Annotated in this window: 13 protein-coding genes and 1 pseudogene; 6 read left to right on the forward strand and 8 right to left on the reverse strand. The window is 71.5% G+C overall.

Going from position 1 to position 18,834, the window contains the following annotated elements; translation table 11 throughout:
- Positions 1-67: 67 nt before the first annotated feature.
- A complete protein-coding gene (locus OG972_RS48500) occupies positions 68-835 on the reverse strand; it encodes an IclR family transcriptional regulator (RefSeq protein WP_266993514.1) in 768 nt (255 codons plus the stop codon).
- 81 nt (positions 836-916) lie between these two features.
- Between OG972_RS48500 and hutH the strand changes: the two genes are divergently transcribed.
- The 5 genes from hutH (at position 917) to OG972_RS48525 (ending at position 8,916) form a co-directional block, all read left to right on the forward strand.
- The gene (hutH, locus tag OG972_RS48505; protein WP_266993516.1) at positions 917-2,587 is read left to right on the forward strand and encodes a histidine ammonia-lyase; all 1,671 of its coding nucleotides are present in this window, start codon (positions 917-919) and stop codon (positions 2,585-2,587) included.
- A gap of 218 nt (positions 2,588-2,805) precedes the next feature.
- Complete coding sequence (locus OG972_RS48510; RefSeq protein ID WP_266993518.1) at positions 2,806-4,521, forward strand: urocanate hydratase; 1,716 nt, start codon at positions 2,806-2,808, stop codon at positions 4,519-4,521.
- Positions 4,514-5,728: an imidazolonepropionase gene (hutI, locus tag OG972_RS48515; protein ID WP_266993520.1), complete on the forward strand. Its 1,215-nt coding sequence runs from the start codon at positions 4,514-4,516 to the stop codon at positions 5,726-5,728. The genes OG972_RS48510 and hutI overlap by 8 nt, the downstream gene beginning before the upstream one ends.
- A 102-nt stretch (positions 5,729-5,830) precedes the next feature.
- The gene (locus OG972_RS48520) at positions 5,831-7,228 is read left to right on the forward strand and encodes a formimidoylglutamate deiminase (RefSeq protein WP_266993522.1); all 1,398 of its coding nucleotides are present in this window, start codon (positions 5,831-5,833) and stop codon (positions 7,226-7,228) included.
- Between the two features lie 407 nt (positions 7,229-7,635).
- Entirely contained in the window at positions 7,636-8,916 is a 1,281-nt protein-coding gene (locus tag OG972_RS48525; protein WP_266993710.1) for an ISL3 family transposase, read from the forward strand.
- A 291-nt stretch (positions 8,917-9,207) separates the two neighbouring features.
- On the opposite strand, the gene OG972_RS48530 is transcribed toward OG972_RS48525, so the two are convergent.
- Genes OG972_RS48530 through OG972_RS48560 form a run of 7 tightly spaced genes read right to left on the reverse strand, consistent with a single transcriptional unit; the run spans position 9,208 to position 17,343 of the window.
- Complete coding sequence (locus OG972_RS48530) at positions 9,208-10,206, reverse strand: ABC transporter ATP-binding protein (protein WP_266993524.1); 999 nt, start codon at positions 10,204-10,206, stop codon at positions 9,208-9,210.
- Positions 10,207-10,210: 4 nt separating this feature from the next.
- On the reverse strand, positions 10,211-11,062 hold the full coding sequence (locus OG972_RS48535; RefSeq protein ID WP_266993526.1) for an ABC transporter ATP-binding protein: 852 nt from the start codon (positions 11,060-11,062) through the stop codon (positions 10,211-10,213).
- On the reverse strand, positions 11,059-12,000 hold the full coding sequence (locus OG972_RS48540; protein ID WP_266993528.1) for an ABC transporter permease: 942 nt from the start codon (positions 11,998-12,000) through the stop codon (positions 11,059-11,061). The genes OG972_RS48535 and OG972_RS48540 overlap by 4 nt, the downstream gene beginning before the upstream one ends.
- Positions 11,997-13,031 carry an ABC transporter permease gene (locus OG972_RS48545; protein ID WP_266993530.1) on the reverse strand — a complete coding sequence of 345 codons (1,035 nt, stop codon included), beginning with the start codon at positions 13,029-13,031 and terminating at the stop codon, positions 11,997-11,999. Before OG972_RS48545 ends, OG972_RS48540 begins: the two co-directional genes overlap by 4 nt.
- Positions 13,028-14,620, reverse strand: a complete 1,593-nt coding sequence (locus OG972_RS48550; protein WP_266993532.1) for an ABC transporter substrate-binding protein — start codon at positions 14,618-14,620, stop codon at positions 13,028-13,030. The genes OG972_RS48545 and OG972_RS48550 overlap by 4 nt, the downstream gene beginning before the upstream one ends.
- Before the next feature lie 54 nt (positions 14,621-14,674).
- Positions 14,675-16,273 (reverse strand): hydantoinase/oxoprolinase family protein, encoded by a 1,599-nt coding sequence (locus tag OG972_RS48555; protein ID WP_266993534.1) that lies wholly within the window; start codon positions 16,271-16,273, stop codon positions 14,675-14,677.
- Positions 16,270-17,343 carry a DUF917 domain-containing protein gene (locus tag OG972_RS48560; RefSeq protein ID WP_266993536.1) on the reverse strand — a complete coding sequence of 358 codons (1,074 nt, stop codon included), beginning with the start codon at positions 17,341-17,343 and terminating at the stop codon, positions 16,270-16,272. Before OG972_RS48560 ends, OG972_RS48555 begins: the two co-directional genes overlap by 4 nt.
- Before the next feature lie 822 nt (positions 17,344-18,165).
- Between OG972_RS48560 and OG972_RS49750 the strand changes: the two are divergent.
- Positions 18,166-18,834: pseudogene (locus OG972_RS49750) on the forward strand (PucR family transcriptional regulator); the annotation flags it as partial.

The raw sequence follows: 18,834 nt of genomic DNA on the forward strand, positions 1-18,834 counted from the left end.
TGACACAAGGACCAACCCAACTGGGTTGATCCACAGGTCTTGACTATTACTCCAGCCCGCCGGCCGCTCACCGTCCGTCGATGACGACCTGGGCCAACGACTGTGCGGCGCTGTCCAGTTCCCGCCGGGCGTTCAGCTGCCACGTGCTCGGACAACGGTTCCGCGGACCTGCCACGCACAGGGCCGCCACGGCCTCGTGACCGACCAGCACGGGCACCGCCAGCGACACGGCACCTGGTGTCAACTCCCCCCGGGAGATCGCGAAACGCTGGGCGCGAACGGTCTTGAGGAGCCGGAGGACTTCCTCGCGGTCGGGTGTGTCGGGGGTGAACGCGCGCAGCCCGGTCTGCAGGACGCCGCGCACGACCGGCTCCGGGGCGAAAGCCAGCAGCACACGCTCGCCGGCGCCGGCGTACAGCGGCAGCAGCTGTCCGACCTGGAAGGCCAGCCGGATCTGGTGCGTCGACTCCACCTGCCGGGCGCAGATCCCGTGGTGGCCCAGGCGCATGATCAGCGTCACCGTCTCCCCGGTGGCGTCGGCCAGTTGCTGCAGGAAGGGCTCGGCCAGCTCGGCGATGCGGTCGGCCGGCGGTCCGGAGGTCCTTCCCGGGAGTCGGGGCCCCGCCCGGAAGGCACCCTCGGCCTCGCTGACGAAGCCGTACTCCCTCAGCGTCCGCAGGTAGCGGTAGGTGCTGCTCAGGGGTAGGTCCAGGGCGGCGGCGAGGGCGTCGGCGCGGATGCCGTCCTCGGTGAGGACCCGGGCGAGCACCGACAGGCCCTTGCCGAAAGAGGAGTCGCGTCCGGGCGGGACCGACCCATCATCAGATGTTTCCATGTGGTGAGAATAGTTATTTGCAGTATCTGGAATCAACCGGGGAAGCTTCTGTCGAAGCCGCGGTATACGAGGGAGGAATTCATGAATGCCCTTCAGATCGGGGCGATCCCGCTGACCATGCGGGATCTGATTGACGTCGCACGCCGTGGGAAGCGCGTGGAGCTGGCGCCCGGGTCGGCCGACCGGATGCGGGCGAGTCTGGACTGGGTCAGCGACGCCGTCGCGGGGCGGCTGCGCGACGATCCCGGGGCGCCGGTGGAGCCGATCTACAGCATCAACACCGGATTCGGTTCACTGGCCGGCCGCAAGGCGTTCGAGCGTCCGGAGCAGGCGAGCGACCTGTCGCGTCGCCTGATCATCTCCAACGCCTGCGGCGTGGGACGCCTGCTCGAACCGGACCTCATTCGCGCCGCCATGCTGATCCGTGCCGTCAGCCTGGCCCGCGGTCACTCCGGCGTTCGGGTCGAGGTGGCCCAGGCCATCCTGGACATGCTCAACCACGACGTGCTGCCGGCGGTTCCGGAGTACGGCAGCCTGGGAGCCAGCGGCGACCTCATCCCGCTCGCCCACCTCGCGATCGTGCTGTCCCGGGCGCCCGAGGGCGAGGACCTGGACGAGGAGAGCGGCCAGGCGCTCCTGAACGGACAGGTCGTCTCCGGCCTGGCCGCGATGAAGGCCGCAGGCCTGGAACGGCTCAAGCTCGGCCCCAAGGAGGGCCTCGCGCTCACGAACGGCACCTCCTTCTCCACCGCCATGGCCGCCCTGGCCGTCCACGACGCCCGTCAGCTCGCCCTGACCTCCGAGGTCACGGCAGCCATGACGATCGAGGCGCTGACCGGCTTCGGGGACGCGTTCCTGCCGCAGATCCACGAGGCCCGCGGGCACCCCGGCCAGATCGCCTCCGCGGCCCACCTGCGGGCGCTGCTGAAAGGCAGCGCCTTCATCGACGGCAGCGAGGAGGAGGACCCGCGGCGGCAGCCCCCGCAGGATGCCTACTCCCTGCGCTGCGTGCCCCAGGTGCTCGGCGCCGTCCGGGAGAGCCTGGAGTTCGTCGGTTCCGTCGTCGAGCGGGAGATCAACGCCGCCACCGACAATCCGCTCATCTTTCCGGAGCTCCCGGCGAGCCGCCGGCTCAAGGCGGTCTCCGGCGGCAACTTCCATGCCGAATACCTCGCCTTCGCCTCCGACTTCACCGCGATCGCGGTGACCGAGATCGGCAGTATCGCGGAGCGGCGGCTGTTCCGCCTCGACGACGGGACGCTGAACCGCGGCCTGCCCGACATGCTGGTCCGGTCCGAGGACATCGGCATGGACTGCGGCTACATGCTCCCGCAGTACCTCGCCGCCGCGCTGGTCTCCGACTGCAAGACGCTGGCCCACCCGGACAGCGTCGACTCGATCCCCACCTGCGCGAACCAGGAGGACCACGTCTCGATGGCGAACAACGCCGGCCGGCACGCCCGGCAGGTCGTCGCCAACATCGAGAACGTGATCGGCATCGAGCTCGTCATGGCCGCCCAGGCCCTCGAACTGCGGCTGGAGGTCAGCGGCAAGGGCCCGGAGGCCCTGTCGCCCGCCTCGCGGGCCGTCATCGAGCTCGTCCGCTCCACCCCGACCAGCGACGGGCGCGGCATCACGCACCTCACCCGCGACGTCGTGATGTACCCGCGTGTCCGTGCGGCCACAGAACTCGTCCATGCGGGCGCCGTCCTCGACGCCGTGGCGCCGATCACCGGGGGAGAAGGGTACTGAGGGCGCTGTGATGCCCAACCGTCCCGTGCCGGCTCCACAAGTTTGACGTCGCATCAGTTCGGCGGCGGGTCCGGCGACATGACCGTCGCCATGGACCCCGCCCTGCCGAACCGTCGCCACCGGGCGATACGTGGCGTGACCGATCCGCTACGCATCCGGGATTCCGGATGCGTTTCCCTCCCGGCCGAAGCCCGGGACATTCCACGCAGGGAGTACTGATGACAGCAGTGGTCCGACCCGCCGACCCGTCCAAGCCCGAGATCCTCTACCAGGTCAGGGCGGAGCGCGGGGACACCCTGCGCTGCAAAGGCTGGAAGCAGGAGACGATCCTGCGGATGCTCGAGAACAACATGGAGGTCGCCGAACACCCCGAGAAGCTCGTGGTCTACGGAGGCATCGGCAAGGCCGCCCGCAACTGGGAGTCCTACCACGCGATCGTCGACGCGCTGAAGAATCTCGCGAACGACGAGACCCTCGTCGTCCAGTCCGGCATGCCCGTCGCGGTCTTCGAGACGCATGACCTGGCGCCGCGTGTGGTCATGGCGACGACGAACTTCGTCCGCCCCTCCTGGCAGCGCTTCTACGAACTGCAGGACAAGAACCTCACCATCTTCGCCCAGTACACCGCCGCGCCGTGGGAGTACATCGGCACGCAGGGCGTCATCCAGGGCACGTTCGAGACGCTGCGCTCGGTCGCCGCCATCCACCTCGACGGAGACTGGGCCGGCAAGATCCTCATCTGCGCCGGGATGGGCGGCATGGGCGGGAACCAGCCCCGCGCGATGACGATGCTCGGCGGCGTCTCGGTCTGCGCGGACGTCGACGAGCGGATCATCAAGCGTCGGATCGAGGTCGGCTACTGCGACGTTCTCGCGGACTCCATACCGCACGCGCTCGAACTCGCCCGTCAGGCCGCCGATGAGAAGCGTCCCCTCGGCATCGCCGTCGTCGCCAACGCGACGGAGCTGTTCGAATACTGTCTGGAGCACGACTTCCGCCCCGACGTGGTGACCGAGATGACCCCGGCGCACGACCCGGTGGCCTACGTCCCCGTCGGCCTCACCGTCCACGAGGCCGAGAAACTGCGCAGGAGCGACCGCGACGGATACTTCCGGATCGCCCGCAACGCGATGGTGCGTCAGCTCAAGGCCATGAACACCTTCTACGACAACGGCGTGCCCACCTTCGAGTACGGCAACCAGATCCGCCGCCAGTGCGAGGAGCACGGCTTCGAGGACGCGCTGAAGATCCCCGGCTTCGTCGCGGCCTACCTGCGCCCGCTCTTCCTCGAGGGACGCGGTCCGTTCCGCTGGACGTGCACCTCCGGCGACCCCGCCGACCTGGCCCGGCTCGACGACCTCGTGCTGGAGTTGTTCGCCGACGACGAGCTCGTCACCCGCTGGATCAACCTGGCCCGCGTGCACGTGCCGATCGAGGGCCTGCCCGCCCGGGTGTGCTACCTGGGCTTCGGGCAGCGCAAGAAGTTCGGCCTCGCGGTCAACGAGTTGATCAAGCGCGGAGAGGTGAAGGGCACGGTCGCGTTCTCGCGCGACAACCTCGACTCCGGCTCGATCATCAACCCGACGTTCGAGTCCGAGAACATGCCCGACGGGTCCGACTGCATCTCGGACTGGCCCTACCTCAACGGGCTGCTCAACGCCTCGGGCATGTGCGACCTCATCGCCATCCAGGCCAACTACGCCATGGGCGACTCGGTCCACACGGGCGTGACGATGATCGCCGACGGTACCGACGAGGCGGCCTTCCGGCTCAAGGCATGTCTCACCGTGGACAGCGGCATCGGCGTCGTGCGCCATGCGCAGGCCGGCTACGCGCGCGCGAAGGAGGTGGCCGAGACGGTCGGTCCGGACGAGGGCATGTCGGTCCCGCTGTGGTGGACGCCCACGGCCACGTTCGGACCCGACGATGAGTGACGAGCCCCTCCGGCTCGTGGACCTGCTCGTCACCGGTGCGGCCGAGGTCCTCACCTGCGCCGGCGACGCGCCCGACCTGATCGGGCGCGTCGCCGGCGGCGGGGTCGCGGTGGACGGCGGCCGGATCGTCGCCGTCGGCGACGTGTCCCGGTACGCCGGGCGGCGGGTACTCGACGCCGCGGATCGCGTGGTGATGCCCGGGTTCGTCGACGCGCACACCCACGTCGTGTTCGGCGGCACGCGGGTCCAGGAGTACGCCGCTCGCGTCGCGGGCCTGGAGCCTCCTCCGGGCGCCCCCGCCGGGATCCTCGGCACCACGCTGGCCACACGGGCCTGCGCCACCCCGGAACTGGTCGAGCAGGCCGGCCCCCGGATCCTGGAGATGCTCGCGCATGGGACCACGACACTGGAGAGCAAGAGCGGCTACGGCCTCGACACCGCGACCGAGCTGCGCATCCTGGAGGCCGGACGTACCCTCGCCGCCGACCTGCCGGTGGACATCATGTCCACGTACCTCGGGGCGCACGCCTTCCCCCCTGGCGTCGAACACGCCGCCTACGTGGACCGCGTCGTCGACCTGATCCCCGCGATCGCTGAAACAGGGCTCGCCCGGTTCTGCGACGTCTACTGCGACGAGGGGTACTTCGACCTCGCCCGGACGCGGCGCATCCTCGAAGCCGGCATCGCCCACGGCCTGAAACCCAAGCTGCACCTTGACGCCTACAGCCACACCGGAGCGGCGCGGCTCGCTGCCGAACTCGGTGCGACCAGCGTCGACCACCTGAACCTCACCACCATGGGCGAGTTGGAAGCACTGGGGGCGGCGGGAGTCGTCGGGGTCTATTTGCCCTGCCTGGACTTCGCGGTCGCCCACCCGGCCCCGCTCGACCCCCGCCGCATCCTCGACGCGGGCATGGAACTCGCTCTGGCCACCGACATCTGCCCCGGCTGCTGGACCACAAGCATGCAGCTGGCCGTCGTCATGGCCTGCCGCCACGGCGGCCTCAGCGTCCCGCAGGCGCTGCGGGCCGCGACGTACGGTGCGGCCCGGGCGCTCGGCTGCGACACCGTCACCGGGTCGCTGGAACCCGGCAAGCGCGCGGACCTGATCATCCTCGACGTCGCACGGCACGAGGACATCGCCTACCGGATCGGCCGCAATTCCGTGACCACCGTCGTGTCGGCGGGGACCGTCGTCGTCGGCTGAGGCCGGTCACCTGCCGGTTCGCCGCCGGTCCACTGCCGTTCCTGGAAATTCCTACGATCCGCAACACGAGCGCACGCGCTCTTTCCTGTCGAAGGTGCTTTCATGACGCCACCGATCCGCTTCCACGCCGAGTTCGCCTGGCTCGGCGGTACCGCCGCCGAGGCCGACGTTCTGATCGAGACCGACGGTGACCGCATCACCGCCGTGACGCCCGGGGTTCCGGCGCCGCCCGGCGCCCGGAGGCTGCCCGGCCTGACCATGCCGGGGCTGGCCAACACCCACTCGCACGTGTTCCACCGCGCCATCCGCGGCCACAGTCAGAGCGGGGTCGCGGACTTCTGGCGCTGGCGTGACCTGATGTACGGGGTGGCCGAGCGGCTCGACCCCGACCTGCTGTACGAGCTGGCGCTGGCGACCTACGCCGAGATGGCGCTCAGCGGGATCACCAGCGTGGGCGAGTTCCACTACGTGCACCACGGACCGGACGGGCGGCGCTACCGTGACCACAACGCCATGGGACGGGCCGTCGTCCGCGCCGCGAACGACGCCGGCCTGCGGATCACCCTGCTCGACGCCTGCTACCTGCAGGCCGATGCCGGTGGCGCACCCACCCGAGGCGTGCAGCGCCGGTTCGACGACGGTTCCTGGCAGGCGTGGGCGCGCCGGATGGACGGGCTCACCGACACGCCCCGGTCACGCGTCGGAGCAGCGATCCACAGCGTCCGCGCGGTGCCGCGCGCGGCGATGGGGCCCATCGCCGACTACGCCAGGGAACGCGGCCTGCCACTGCACGTGCACCTGTCCGAGCAGCCGGCCGAGAACGCCGCGTGTGAACAGGTGTACCGGATGACGCCCACGGAGTTGCTCGACACGGAGAAGGCGCTCGGCCCGCGCACCACGGTGGTGCACGCCACTCATCTGACCGACCGTGACATCGACCTGCTGGGCCGGTCCGGCACGACGGTCAGCATGTGCTGCACCACCGAGCGCGACCTCGCCGACGGGGTGGGACCGGCCGTGCGCCTGGCCCGTGCGGGCTCGCCGTTGTGTGTCGGCAGCGACGCCCACATGATGATCGACCTGTGGGAGGAGGCCCGTGCCATCGAGCTCGACGAGCGGCTGGTCAGCGGTCGGCGCGGACATCTGAGCGCGGGCGCTCTGGCCGCCGCGCTGACCGCGGACGGGGCCGCGTCGTTGGGCTGGGACTCCGGGCGCCTCGCCGCAGGAGCACTCGCCGACCTGGTGAGCGTGCGCCTCGACTCGCCACGCACCGCCGGCGCCCGCCATGGCGACCCGCTGGCACATGTGCTCTTCGCGGCGACCGGGGCGGACGTCGACACGGTCGTCGTCGCAGGCGATGTCGTCGTGGACCACGGCCGGCACCGGCACGTCGCGGACGTCGGCGCCGCGCTCGACCGGGCGATCGGCGTGGCGCTCGGCGCGCGCCGTCCAGCACGGCCGGTCGGAGGACAGCCGGCCGAGGGGCGGGAGGCGTGGTGATCATGCCCGCGCGGGGGCTTCGGAGCGGAGGTCCGCCCGCCGTCCGGACGGACGAAGCGGTGCAGCTGCGCTCCGAGTTGATCCGGCAGCGGCTGGTCCGCGACGGCCCGAGCTGTGCGAGGGCTGCCGGACCGCCATCGGTGAGGGCGGCGGCTGGAGTTCGTAGTGTCGGCGGACACCCGGATCCACCCGGTCCACACCGCTGGGCCTACGTATCTGACACTGCATCACAAGGCGGCGTATATCGCCTAATTGGGAGGCTTTTCAAGGCGGTTCACCCCTCGTGGGTGGGCCGCATTTCGGGCTCTCCTGTCGCTTCCGTGGGTCGCTGACCAGGGCTGATACGCAGAACACGCCGTAGCCCGGCTACGTTTCGACTTGCGACAGTACGAAACGGAAGAACCTGGATACGGCGTGCGATCGCAAGCATATGGACTCGGCTGCTCGGAGTCGAACACACGGTGGTCGCGTCGGTCGAGGCCGAGGAGGGCAACGGCGCGGAGGCGGGCCCCTGGGATGTGGTGATCGTGGCCCATGCCCGCCCGGCGAAGAGGCGGCGGCAGCGGTGCGGGGTCTGCGGTCGCCGGTGCGCCCGGTTCGACAACGGCGAGGGCCGCCGGCGCTGGCGTGCCCTGGACCTGGGGGTGGTCCGGGCGTTCATCGAGGCCGACGCGCCGCGGGTGTCCTGTCCCGAGCACGGTGTGGTCGTCGCCCACGTGCCCTGGGCCCGCCACGGTGCCGGGCACACCCTGGCCTTCGACGACACGGTGACCTGGCTGGCCACGCACTGCTCGAAGACCACGGTGGTCCAACTGCTGAGGATCGGCTGGCGCACGGTCGGCGGCATCTGCGCCCGCGTGTGGTCGGACGTCGAACAGCGCGTGGACCTGCTCGCGGGCCTTACCCGGGTCGGCATCGACGAGATCTCCTACAAGCGGCACCACAAGTACCTGACCGTGGTGGTCGACCACGACAGCGGCCGGCTCGTGTGGGCGGCGGCCGGCCGGGACAAGGAGACACTGCGGTCCTTCTTCGACCTGCTCGGACCTGAACGCTCCGCGAAGATCACCCACGTGTCCGCGGATGCCGCCGACTGGATCGCGAAGGTAGTCGCCGAGCGCTGCCCGCAGGCGGTGCGGGTGATGGACCCGTTCCACGTCGTGCAGTGGGCCACCGACGCCCTGGACACCGTGCGCCGCGAGGTCTGGAACGCCGAGCGCGGCGGCAAGGGCCGCGCCACCCCGGGCTCGAAGTCACTGAAGAAGGCCCGCTGGGCCCTGTGGAAACGCCCTGAGGACCTTACCGAACACCAGCGCGCGCAACTGGAGTTCATCGCGAAAGCCCACCCCGTCCTGCACCGCGCATACCTGCTCAAGGAGGGCCTTCGCCTGGCGTTGAAGTCCGGCCCCGACACCCCCGAGGCCCTCCTCGACTGGGTGTCTTGGGCCCGCCGCTCCCGACTGGAGCCCTTCGTCAAGCTGCAACGGGCCATCGTCAAGCACTGGGACGCCATCACGGCGGCAGCCGAGCACTCCATGAGCAACGGGATCGTGGAGAGCATCAACACCAAGATCCGCCTGATCACCCGCATGGCCTTCGGCTTCAAGGACCCCGCAGCGCTCATCGCACTGGCCATGCTCAGCCTCGGCGGCCACCGACCCCACCTACCAGGGCGTCAAGCTGCATGAACCTACCCACGGAAGCGACAGGAGAGCCGCATTTCGCTTGGTCGGGCCTGGTGCGGGGTTGAGGGGGCATGGTGGGGCACCGCACGGCGACGGGGCGCCGTGACCTGTGTGCCGAGCTGCGGTTTTCCGCAGCTTCGGGGAATCCTGCGGGTGCTGGTTCCGGCGGCCGGGGGTGCTCGCTGCGCCGCGGCCGGGGGGTACCGGGGACGAGGCGGCCTGCGTCGCGGATGAGTTCGGCGGGACGCCGTTCTTGCGCATGCGCTCCAGAACCCAGGAGGGACTCGGCAGCACTCACACGGTCGGAGCGTCAGGGTGTGGACCGGTTTCTCCGTCCGCCGCGTGGCAGGCCACGCTGCGGACGCTGGTCAGTGGGCGCAGGGCGGGGGTTGAGGTGGCGCACCGGTCGAAGGCCGCGGGGCAGCGGTGGCGGAAGGGGCAACCGGAAGTGGCGGCTTGGGTGTCGGTGCGCTCTGTCCGGGGAGGAGTGGCGCTGCTTCGGCCCTCGCTGTTCGTTGTGCCGAGGCGAGGTACGGCGTCGCGCAGGGCGACGGTGTAGGGGTGTGCCGGGGAGGCGAGGACCTCGGAGGCGGGTCCGGACTCGATGACGCGGCCAGCGAAAAGGACGTGGACGGTCTCGCAGAGCCGCGGGACGACCGCGAGGTTGTGGGTGATCAGCAGGTAGCGAAGGCCCGCCGTGGTGCGCAGGTCTTCGAGCAGGTCGAGGACACGGGCCTGGACGGTGACGTCGAGGGCGCTGGTGGGCTCGTCGAGGATCAGCAGCGCGGGGTCGACGGCCAGCGCCCTGGCGATGACGACGCGCTGCCGCTGGCCGCCGGAGAGTTGGTGCGGGAGGCGCCCGGCGAGCTGCGAGTCGAGGCCGACGGACTCCAGCAGCACCTCGATCGAGGGGCCCTCGTCCTTGCGCAGGCGCAGGGCCTCTCGCAGCGAAGTGCCGATGGTCATCCGTGGGTTGAGGGCCTCCGAGCCGTCCTGGAAGACGGGCTGGACGCGGGAGCGGTAGTCCCTCCTGGCGGCGCGGTGCAGCTTGTGGATGTCCTGCTCCGCGAACCGCACTGTGCCGGCGCTCGGCTTGACCAGGCCGAGGAGGGCGCGGGCGATGGTGGTCTTGCCCGACCCGCTCTCGCCGATGAGTGCGACGCCGCCCCTCGCGCCGGCTCCGGCGGACTCAGCGGCGGAGTCCGGAGCCGTCCCGGCGCTGAGGGAGAGCGAGACGCCGTGGACCACGGTGTTGCGCCCGTAGGCGACGGTCAGGTTGTCGGCGGTCAGCATGCGCTCACTCTCCAAGGGTGGGAACGGCGGCGAGCAGTTCCCCGGTGTAGTCGGCCGACGGGGCGGCGAGCACGTCGGTGGCCGGGCCGGACTCGACGACGTGTCCGTGTCGCATGACGACGATGTGGTCGGCGATCCGGGAGACCACCGCCAGGTCGTGCGAGACGAGGACGAGGGCGATGCCATGCTCGGCCCGCAGCCGGTCCAGCAACTGCAGTACCGCCGCCTGGACGGTGACGTCGAGCGCGCTGGTCGGTTCGTCGGCGAGGACGACGTCCGCGCGTAGCGCGACCGCCATGGCGATGGCGAAGCGCTGGGCCTGGCCGCCGGAGATCTGGTGCGGGTAGCGGCGCAGCAGGTCCGGGTCGAGCATGACGTCGCGCAGCGCGTCGTCGGTGCGTTGCCGGACCTCGGTGCCGCGGATGCCGTGGCGGGCGAGGACCCGCCGGATCAGCGTGCCGAGCCGCATCGTGGGGTTGAGGGAGGACTGCGGGCTCTGGCTGATGAGGGCGATGCGGGCGCCGCGCAGAGTGTTGAGAGTCTTCTCCGGAGCGCTGACGACATCGGTGTCGCCGAGCATGATGCGGCCGGAGACCCTCAGCCCGTCGGTCAGGCCGAGCATGGCGTGCAGGGTCGTGCTCTTGCCGGAGCCGGACTCGCCGACGATGGCCACGCAGGCCCCGGCGCGGACGTCGAGGTGCGGCAGGGAGGCGAGCAGCCGGGCGTCGTCACCGTCGCCGACGCGGACCTGGAGGTCGGTCACGGTGAGGGCGGACCGGTCAGGGCGGGGACGGCCGGAGACGATGCCCGCGGTCCCGCTGTCCTCGTCTCCGTCGCTGTCGCGGTGAGGTCTCATCTGGTCAGCTCCCGGTGCGGGTCCAGGGCGGAGCGCAGGCCCTCGCCGAGCACGTTGAAACAGAAGGCGGTGAGCAGGATGGCCAGGCCCGGGAAGGCCACGACCCACCAGTCGGTGATGAACAGGTCCTGGCCCTGCTGGACCATCAGGCCCCACTCGGCGGTGGGCTCCTGCGGGCCCAGGCCCAGGTAGGACAGGGCGGCGGAGGTGAGGATCACGCCGCCCGCGTCGAGCGAGAGCTGGACCAGGACGGGCGTGACGGCGTTCGGGAGCACGTGGCGCAGCACGATCCGGGTCCGGGTGACGCCGAGGCAGCGGGCCGAGTCAACGAAGCCGCGGGTGCGGATGGTGGTCGCCGCGACGCAGGTCATGCGCGCGTACCAGGGCCACCAGCCCACCGAGATGGCGATGATCGCGCTCCCGGTTCCGGCCTGGAGTACGGCGGCCAACGCGACGGACAGCAGCAGTGCGGGGAAGGCCAGGAAGATGTCCGTGATCCGCATGATCACGTCCCTGACCACGCCACCCGCGTACCCGGCGACCACGCCGAGCGGTACGCCGACCAGAGCGGAGAGGGTCAGCACGGCGGCCGCGACGGTGAGGGAGGTGCGGGCGCCGTACAGGACGCGGGTGAGCAGGTCGCGGCCGACGGCATCGGTGCCGAACCAGTGCTGTGCACCGGGGCCTGCCAGCGTGTCGAGGGGGTGGGTCGCGTGCGTGCCGTCGGCGGGATAGGGGGCCAGCCACGGGGCGAGGACCGCGCCGAGCACGATCAGGATCAGCACCACCGCTCCGACGTGCCGGGACCAGCCCAGGAGCCGTCGGACGCGTCCGCGCCGTGGCGCGGACGCGGGCCCCGAGGCGCTGTGGGGGACGGGGACGTTGCCGGTTGCCGTGACGGGGAGCGGGGGAGCCTGCGTGGGGGAGCCGTCGGTCATGACAGTCTCACTCTCGGGTCGATGACCGCCTGGGTCAGGTCCACCAGCAGGTTGGTCAGCACGTACGTCAGCGCGACGACGACGGTGACGCCGGCGACGGCGGGGGCGTCGGCGGAGGTGATGGCCGACGAGGCGTAGCGCCCCAGACCCGGCCAGTTGAAGACCTGCTCCACCAGGAACGCGTTCACCAGGGAGAACGCGAAGACCAGGGCGAGCAACGCCAGCAGCGGACCGGAGGCCGGTCGCAGCGAGAACCGGGTCAGCACCTGCCATCGGGAGAAGCCGTAGGCGCGTTCGAGTCGGGCGTGCGGGGCGGCGACCTCCTCCAGCAGCGCGGCGCGGGTCATCTGTGCGACCACGCCGACCGGGTAGGCGGCCATGACCAAGGCCGGAAGCACCAGATGGGCGAGGGCGCTGCCGAGGACGGGCCAGTTGCCGGTCAGCAGTGAATCGAGCAGCGTCAGGTGGGTGAGGTGCTGGAGCGGGCTGGTCTGGTTCAGGCTCGGCGTGTACTCCCCGGCGACGGGGAACCACCCCAACTGCGCGGCGAACAGGTTCTGGACGGCCAGGGCCAGCAGGAAGGCCGGCACCGACACCGCCAGCATGGAGGTCATCCGCACCGAGCCGTCGCCGACCGCGCGACCCCATCGGCCCTTGCCACGACGCAGGTGCGCGCCGAGCAGGCCCAGCGGCAACCCGACCGCGACCGCCAGCACCAGGGCGCAGCCGACCAGTTCGAGCGTGGCGGGGAGGGCGGTCGAGATGTCGGCCAGGACGGTGCGCCGGGTGTGCAGACTGGTCCCCCAGTCGCCGCGGATCAGGCCCGTGACGTAGCGCCACAGCTGCTCGGGCAGCGGTGCGCCGAGACCGAGCTGCTTGCGGACGGCGGCCAGCTGTCTGGCCGTGGCGCGCGGGCCGGCGTAGGTGACGGCCGGGTCGCCTGGAACGAGACGGGTGATGGCGAAGGTCAGGGCGACGACACCCGCGACGACCAGGGCGGATTGGGCGAGGCGTTGGGTCAGGTAACTCATGGCGACGGCTCCAGGTCGTAGACGAAGACGACGTCCGGGTAGGCGGGGTTGTCCCGGTAGCCGGTGATGCCGCTCGCGTAGACCCGCTGGTAGGTGTTGACGAACAGCGGCGCCGCCGCGGCGTGCTGCTCCAGCAGTTGCCGCTGCAGCAGGGCGTAGTTGGCCCGTGCGGCGGCCGGGTCGGTCGCGGTCAGCTGCGGGATCGCGTCGATCTCACGGTCGACGACCGGGTCGTCGAGGTAGCTGAGGTTGAAGGAGACCGGCTGCGCGGAGTGGAACAGGTTGATGAACCAGCCGTAGGCGCTGGCGTAGTCCGCGTACCAGTACATGAGCAGGATGTCCTGGCGGTGCGCAGGGTCGGCGGACTTGGCCTGCGCCCACTGCGCGTTCCACTGCATGGGCCTGGCGTCGAGGGTGATGTTCAGGCCCTGCAGGTCGGAGGAGAGCAGGGTGACGAGGAGCTGCTGGGCGTCGTCCCCTTGCGCGTAGGTGAGGTTGAGCGTCAGGTGCTTCCCGCCCGGGCCGTAGCCGGCCTCGGCCAGCTGTTTCCGGGCCAGGGAGAGGTTCTGGTGCCGTGTCAGCGAGGGATCGTTGCCCGGAAGGCCGCTGGGGATGAGCCCCTGGGCCGGGCCGACGGAGCCGTGCAGGGCGGCGAGCAGGCCGTCGTAGTTGATGGCGTTCTGCACGGCCTGCCGCAGTCGCACGTCCTTGAGCGGTCCGGCGGCGGTGTTGAAGAACGCGATCATGTTCTGCAGTGACGGGGTGGCCTGGGTGGCGAGCGATCGGAAGTGCGTCGCCTCCTTGAACAGCTCCGGGTTGAGCTGGGCGACGAAGTTCACTTCGCCGGTCTCCATGGTCTGCCAGGCGGTGGTGACGTCGGGGGTGTGGTTGAAGACGATCTGGCGGTAGTGCCGCCCGCTCCAGCCGGCCCAGTACCCGGTGGAGGCGTTGAGGGTGACTTCGGCCTCCTGCCCCTGGTTCCAGGCGGCGACGGTGTACGGGCCGGTACCGGTGTCGTGGCCGGCCTCCAGCCAGTTCTTGAGCGCGCCGGGTTTCACCCCGGGCGGGGTGGTGTCGTAGATGTAGGCGCCGTAGTCGGAGGAGGCGATGACGTCCATCGGCGCCGCGTAGGAGAGGTGGAACGCCAGCGTGGCGGGGTCCGGGGTGTCGATGGAGCTGACGGCGTCCCAGATGTAGGCGGCACCGCCCTGCGCGGCGACGGTCCGTTCGATGGCGGCCTTGGCGGCCTGCGCGGTCACCGGGGCGCCGTCGTGGAACCGCACGCCCCGGCGCAGGTGGAAGGTCCAGGTGCGGCCGTCCGCCGAGGAGGCCCAGGAGGTGGCGAGCTGCGGCTTGACGGTCCGGGTGGCCGGGTCGTACCGGGTGAGGGACTCGTAGACGTTCTGCAGGACGATGAGTTCGTTGGAGTACGAGGTCGCCGGGTCCCAGTCGGTGACGACGTCCCGGTGGTAGGAGTAGGTGAAGGTGGGGGAGAACGCGGTGGCGGCCTGGGGTGTGCCGCCGGCGCAGCCCGCGACGCACAGGGCGACGGCCGCGGCGAGCGTCGGCAGGCGAAGTCGCCGTGCCATGGGGGCCTCCTGCTGTGGTTGGGGAGAGGGCCGGGGGGTGCCGGGGCTGGGCGGTTACAGGTCGCCGAGCGGGCCTGCGGCCTTGACACGCAGGCGCAGGGCGGGTTCGTTGAGGTAGCTGAGCGGGACTTCGTTGATCTCGACGACCTCGACGGCGGAGGGCGCGCCGCCGGCCTGGATGGCGCGGTGACGGGCAGCCTCCTCGGCGGCGGCGATCGCCTCGGCGCGCCCCTGACCCGCCGGGATGATCGTTTCGACGGTGCCGCTGACCATGGCGATCGCGGCGCCGACGGCGTTGGCCACATCGCCGTGGTCGGGGCGGACCACCTCGCTGACGCCGGGCAGGTCGTCGGGGATCAGGAAGGCTCCGCCGCCGACGACGACCAGCGGCCGGTCGGCCTTGCCGAAGGTGATCCGGTCCACCGCGTCCGCGAGCCTGGCGTCGGCGTCGGCCAGGGCCTGGCGCAGCCGGGCGTGGGCGGCGCCCGGGATCCGGCCGGCCGACAGGCCCGCGCCGCGCCCGGCCAGTACGCCGGCGTCGGTCAGCGTCGCGGTGCCGCCGCCGAAGACGAACGCCTCGCGGCTGATCCGGTAGCCGACGGACTCCGGGCCGATTTGGCCGTCGGGACCGATGACGGTTCCGCCGCCGAGGGCGAGGGCGAGGATGTCGGGCATGCGGAAGTTGGTGCCGACCCCGCCGATCTCGACGCCGGCCGCGGACTCGCGCGGGAACCCGGCCACCAGCGCGCCGAAGTCGGTGGAGGTGCCGCCCACGTCGGCCACGATCGCGTCGTCCAGCCCGGACAGACAGGCCGCGCCGCGGATGGAGTTCGACGGACCGGAGCCGATGGTCAGGACCGGGTAGTCCGCGGCGTAGTCCATCGTCATCAAGGTGCCGTCGTTCTGGGCGAAGTACGTCGCCGCGTCCAGGTCGCGCGCGGCCAGGGTCTGGTGCAGTCCGTCGCGGACCGTGGCGATCACCTGGTAGAGCGCGGCGTTGAGGACCGTGGCGTTCTCCCGCTCCAGCAGGCCGAGCGAGCCGACCTCGTGGCTCATCGAGACCTGCACGCCGTCGCCCAGGTGCTTGCGGACCAGCTCGGCGGCGGCCAGCTCGTGGTCGGTGAAGGCCGGACTGAACACACCGGTGAGCGCGACCGCGTCGACCCGCCCGGCCACCGTGTCGAGGAAGGCCCGCAGCCGGTCCTCGTCGAGCCCGCTGATCGGCCGCCCGTCGACGTAGTGGCCGCCCGGCAGCACGGCCGACCCTGCGGCGATCGCAGACGCCAGGTCCCCCGGCCATGACTGCAACGGCGGGACGGAGGTGGTGGCCGGACCGCCGAGGCGGACCGCGGCGACCCGGCCGAGGCCGCGCCGCTCCAGGATCGCGTTGGTGGCGTGCGTGGTGCCGAGCATCACCCGGCCGACGCGGCCGGCGTCCTCGCCGACCGCGTCCAGCACGGCGGTCAGCGCGCTGCGCAGTCCGGTGGTGACGTCGGCGCTGGTGGCCTGCTTGGTGCGGGCGATGACCGTGCCGTCGGCGGTCAGCACGACGGCGTCGGTGTTGGTGCCGCCGACGTCGATGCCCACGCGCAGGTCGCGGGCGCCGGGCGTGGTGCGCGCCGGGACAGTGGCGCGGAGCGTGGTCGTGGTCATCGCAGGTCCTCCACCGGGGTGTAATCGAGGTCGTAGCCGAACGCCCTGGGCCCGGCGATCTCCAGTCCGCGTGGGGTGCGCCACAGCGGGTGACAGGGCCAGGACAGGACGGTGATGCGCTGGCCGTAGCGCAGTGACTCGGTCGAGACCGCGTCGGCGGTCTCCGCGTCCACCACGGTGATCAGGTCCGGGACGCAGGCGCGGACGCGGCCGTCCTCGAACGCGACCAGGTTCTCGTTCTGGATCTCCACGCGCAGCATCCGGCCGCGGTCGCTGCCGGTGCCGTCCACGATGAGACTGCCGCGGACGAAGCCGCCGCCGGTGCGGCGCTCCACGTCCACGACCTTGCCGGTGATCAGCGTCGTGGCCCGCAGCAGCTCCGCGAGAGCCTTGACCGGTTCCCCGCTGTCGGCGACGGTCCGGCCGATCCACACCGCCGAGCTGACCGAGCCCTCGACGACCGCGCCGTGCAGTTGTCGGCCGGTCATCACGTAGTCCGCCATCAGCGCCGATCCGCCGCAGGCGACGGCCACCGCCCGCGCGATGGCCTCGGACCACGGTCCGTCCACCGGGCGGATCGTGGAGAGGTTGCCCTGCACGTCGGCCAGCACGATCAGGTTGACCGGCAGGCCCGCGATGTTCTGCGAGACCATCTGGACCTCCGGGAAGGCGCGGCCCACGCTGTCAGCGTCCACCAGCGGCACGCCCAGCCGGGCGGCCCACGCCACCGCGCCGACGCCGTTGCTGCCGCCGATCTCGCTCGCCATCACCGCCGAGACGGGGCGGCCGAAGATGCGCTCCACCTCGGCCGCGATCAGCACGGGCTCCTCGCCGCTCATCGGCATCTCGTGCGAGACGGTGGGCGCGCCGATCCCCGAGAGGGGCAGCACCAGCCCGTCGTCCGGAACCTTGGCCAGCGGGACGATTGGGACGTCGCCGTACCGGCTCAGGGCGTGCCAAGCGGCCAGCAGACCGCTGTCGACGCTCCCGCCGCCACCGGTCCCCAGCACGCCACAGCCACGTGCGAACGCGGGAAGGTCGTCGGGTGTGATCCGATCAATCGGTTGCATGCCGATCAGGGTGGCCGACAGGTGAACCGACCGGATAGTGGCAGCAACACAAGTCTTTCCAGACCGTTGTGACACTGGCACACTCCAGGCATGCCGTACGTCGCCGACCTGCTCGGACGCGGGTCGCCCATCCCCTTCGCGCTCCTCGCGGGACCCGCGGCGGAGACCGAGCTGACCTCCGTCGCCGCCGTGGAGTCGCTCCGCTCGCTCGAGCACGTGCCGCCCGGCGCGCTGGCCGTCGTCACCGGTCGCTCCACCGCGCGGGCGGCCGGCTACCAGGTCGACGTCGCCATCCGCACCGCCGCCGAGCGCGGCGTCCCGGCCCTCCTGCTGATCGGCGTCGCGGATCTGCCGCGCACCGCCGCGCACCTCGCCACGCGCGCGGGCATCGCCGTGCTCTCCGTCCCCGAGGACGTGGACGTGGCCAAGGTGGTGCTCCAACTCGGGCAGGTCATCCGCGGCGACGCCGCCGACACACTCGCCCGCGCCGACGCCGCACTCGACGCGCTCCGCACCCCGGGCGAGTCACCCACCGAGTTGCTGGCCCGGGTGAGCGAGGCACTGGGCTGCCCGCTCACCCTGACCGACGAGCCGGACCAGGGTGAGCCGGTGTGGGTCGCGGGTCGCTGCCGAGGCAGTGTGGCGGGACCGAAGGACGACGCGGTCCGCCTCGTGCTCCCCGCCGTCGCCGCGGCGGTGTCCCTGCAGCGCACCCACGCGCTCGAACGCGAGACGGCGCCCGGAGCGGCCCGCTCCGAGGTCGTTGCCGAACTGATCCTCTCCGAGCGCGCCCAGGCCGGCCAACTCGCCGAGCGGGCCCGGATGCTGGGCTTTCCCGTGGACGAGGTGCACACGGTCGTCCGAGTCCGGACCGGAGCGGCGACGGGTGTCACGGCCGGCACCTCGGACGGCGGCGGAACCGCCCATGCGGACCTGGCCGAGGACCGGCGTCTCGCCGAGACGTTCGCCCTGCTCGTCCACCAGACCCGGCACCCCACGCACGAGAGGTGGAACGCCGCCCGCCTGGCCGATGACCTCCTGCTGATCGCGACCGGTCGCGCCGAAGTGCCGGAGCACCGGATCCGGGAGGCTCTCACCTCGGTGCGGGCCGCACTCGCCGTCGAACATCCCGCTGCAGACCTGCACTTCGGAATCGGCACCGCGCACCGCGGCATCGACGGCCTGCGGCAGTCCGCGCTCGAAGCGCGGGCCGCGGCGGACGTGGCCGCACGCAAGCACATCGCCGTTCACGCCTTCGACGCCACAGGGCTCAGCCGCATCCTGGCCGCCGTGTCGGGCTCGCCACTCTCCCGCCGCGCGGTCGACGACCTGCTCGCCCCCCTCGACGTCCTGGGCCAGGACGAAGCCGTCGAGGCCATCACCACCCTCGGCGCCTACCTCGCCGCCCGGGGCTCCCTCAAGGCCGCAGCCGCCCGGCTCCGCCTGCATCCCAACACCGTCGGCTACCGCGTCCGCCGCATCACCGCCCGG

This window comes from Streptomyces sp. NBC_01669 (assembly GCF_026339735.1).
Lineage (GTDB): Bacteria > Actinomycetota > Actinomycetes > Streptomycetales > Streptomycetaceae > Streptomyces > Streptomyces yanii.

What these genes read in the sequence shown, in the direction of transcription:
- OG972_RS48550 (WP_266993532.1), bottom strand. Translation starts at nt 14,620, where the DNA reads ATGGCACGGCGACTTCGCCTGCCGACGCTCGCCGCGGCCGTCGCCCTG.
- OG972_RS48540 (WP_266993528.1), bottom strand. Translation starts at nt 12,000, where the DNA reads ATGACCGACGGCTCCCCCACGCAGGCTCCCCCGCTCCCCGTCACGGCA.
- OG972_RS48510 (WP_266993518.1), top strand. Translation starts at nt 2,806, where the DNA reads ATGACAGCAGTGGTCCGACCCGCCGACCCGTCCAAGCCCGAGATCCTC.
- OG972_RS48555 (WP_266993534.1), bottom strand. Translation starts at nt 16,273, where the DNA reads ATGACCACGACCACGCTCCGCGCCACTGTCCCGGCGCGCACCACGCCC.
- hutH (WP_266993516.1), top strand. Translation starts at nt 917, where the DNA reads ATGAATGCCCTTCAGATCGGGGCGATCCCGCTGACCATGCGGGATCTG.
- OG972_RS48560 (WP_266993536.1), bottom strand. Translation starts at nt 17,343, where the DNA reads ATGCAACCGATTGATCGGATCACACCCGACGACCTTCCCGCGTTCGCA.
- OG972_RS48535 (WP_266993526.1), bottom strand. Translation starts at nt 11,062, where the DNA reads ATGAGACCTCACCGCGACAGCGACGGAGACGAGGACAGCGGGACCGCG.
- OG972_RS48545 (WP_266993530.1), bottom strand. Translation starts at nt 13,031, where the DNA reads ATGAGTTACCTGACCCAACGCCTCGCCCAATCCGCCCTGGTCGTCGCG.
- OG972_RS48530 (WP_266993524.1), bottom strand. Translation starts at nt 10,206, where the DNA reads ATGCTGACCGCCGACAACCTGACCGTCGCCTACGGGCGCAACACCGTG.
- OG972_RS48520 (WP_266993522.1), top strand. Translation starts at nt 5,831, where the DNA reads ATGACGCCACCGATCCGCTTCCACGCCGAGTTCGCCTGGCTCGGCGGT.
- OG972_RS48500 (WP_266993514.1), bottom strand. Translation starts at nt 835, where the DNA reads ATGGAAACATCTGATGATGGGTCGGTCCCGCCCGGACGCGACTCCTCT.
- hutI (WP_266993520.1), top strand. Translation starts at nt 4,514, where the DNA reads ATGAGTGACGAGCCCCTCCGGCTCGTGGACCTGCTCGTCACCGGTGCG.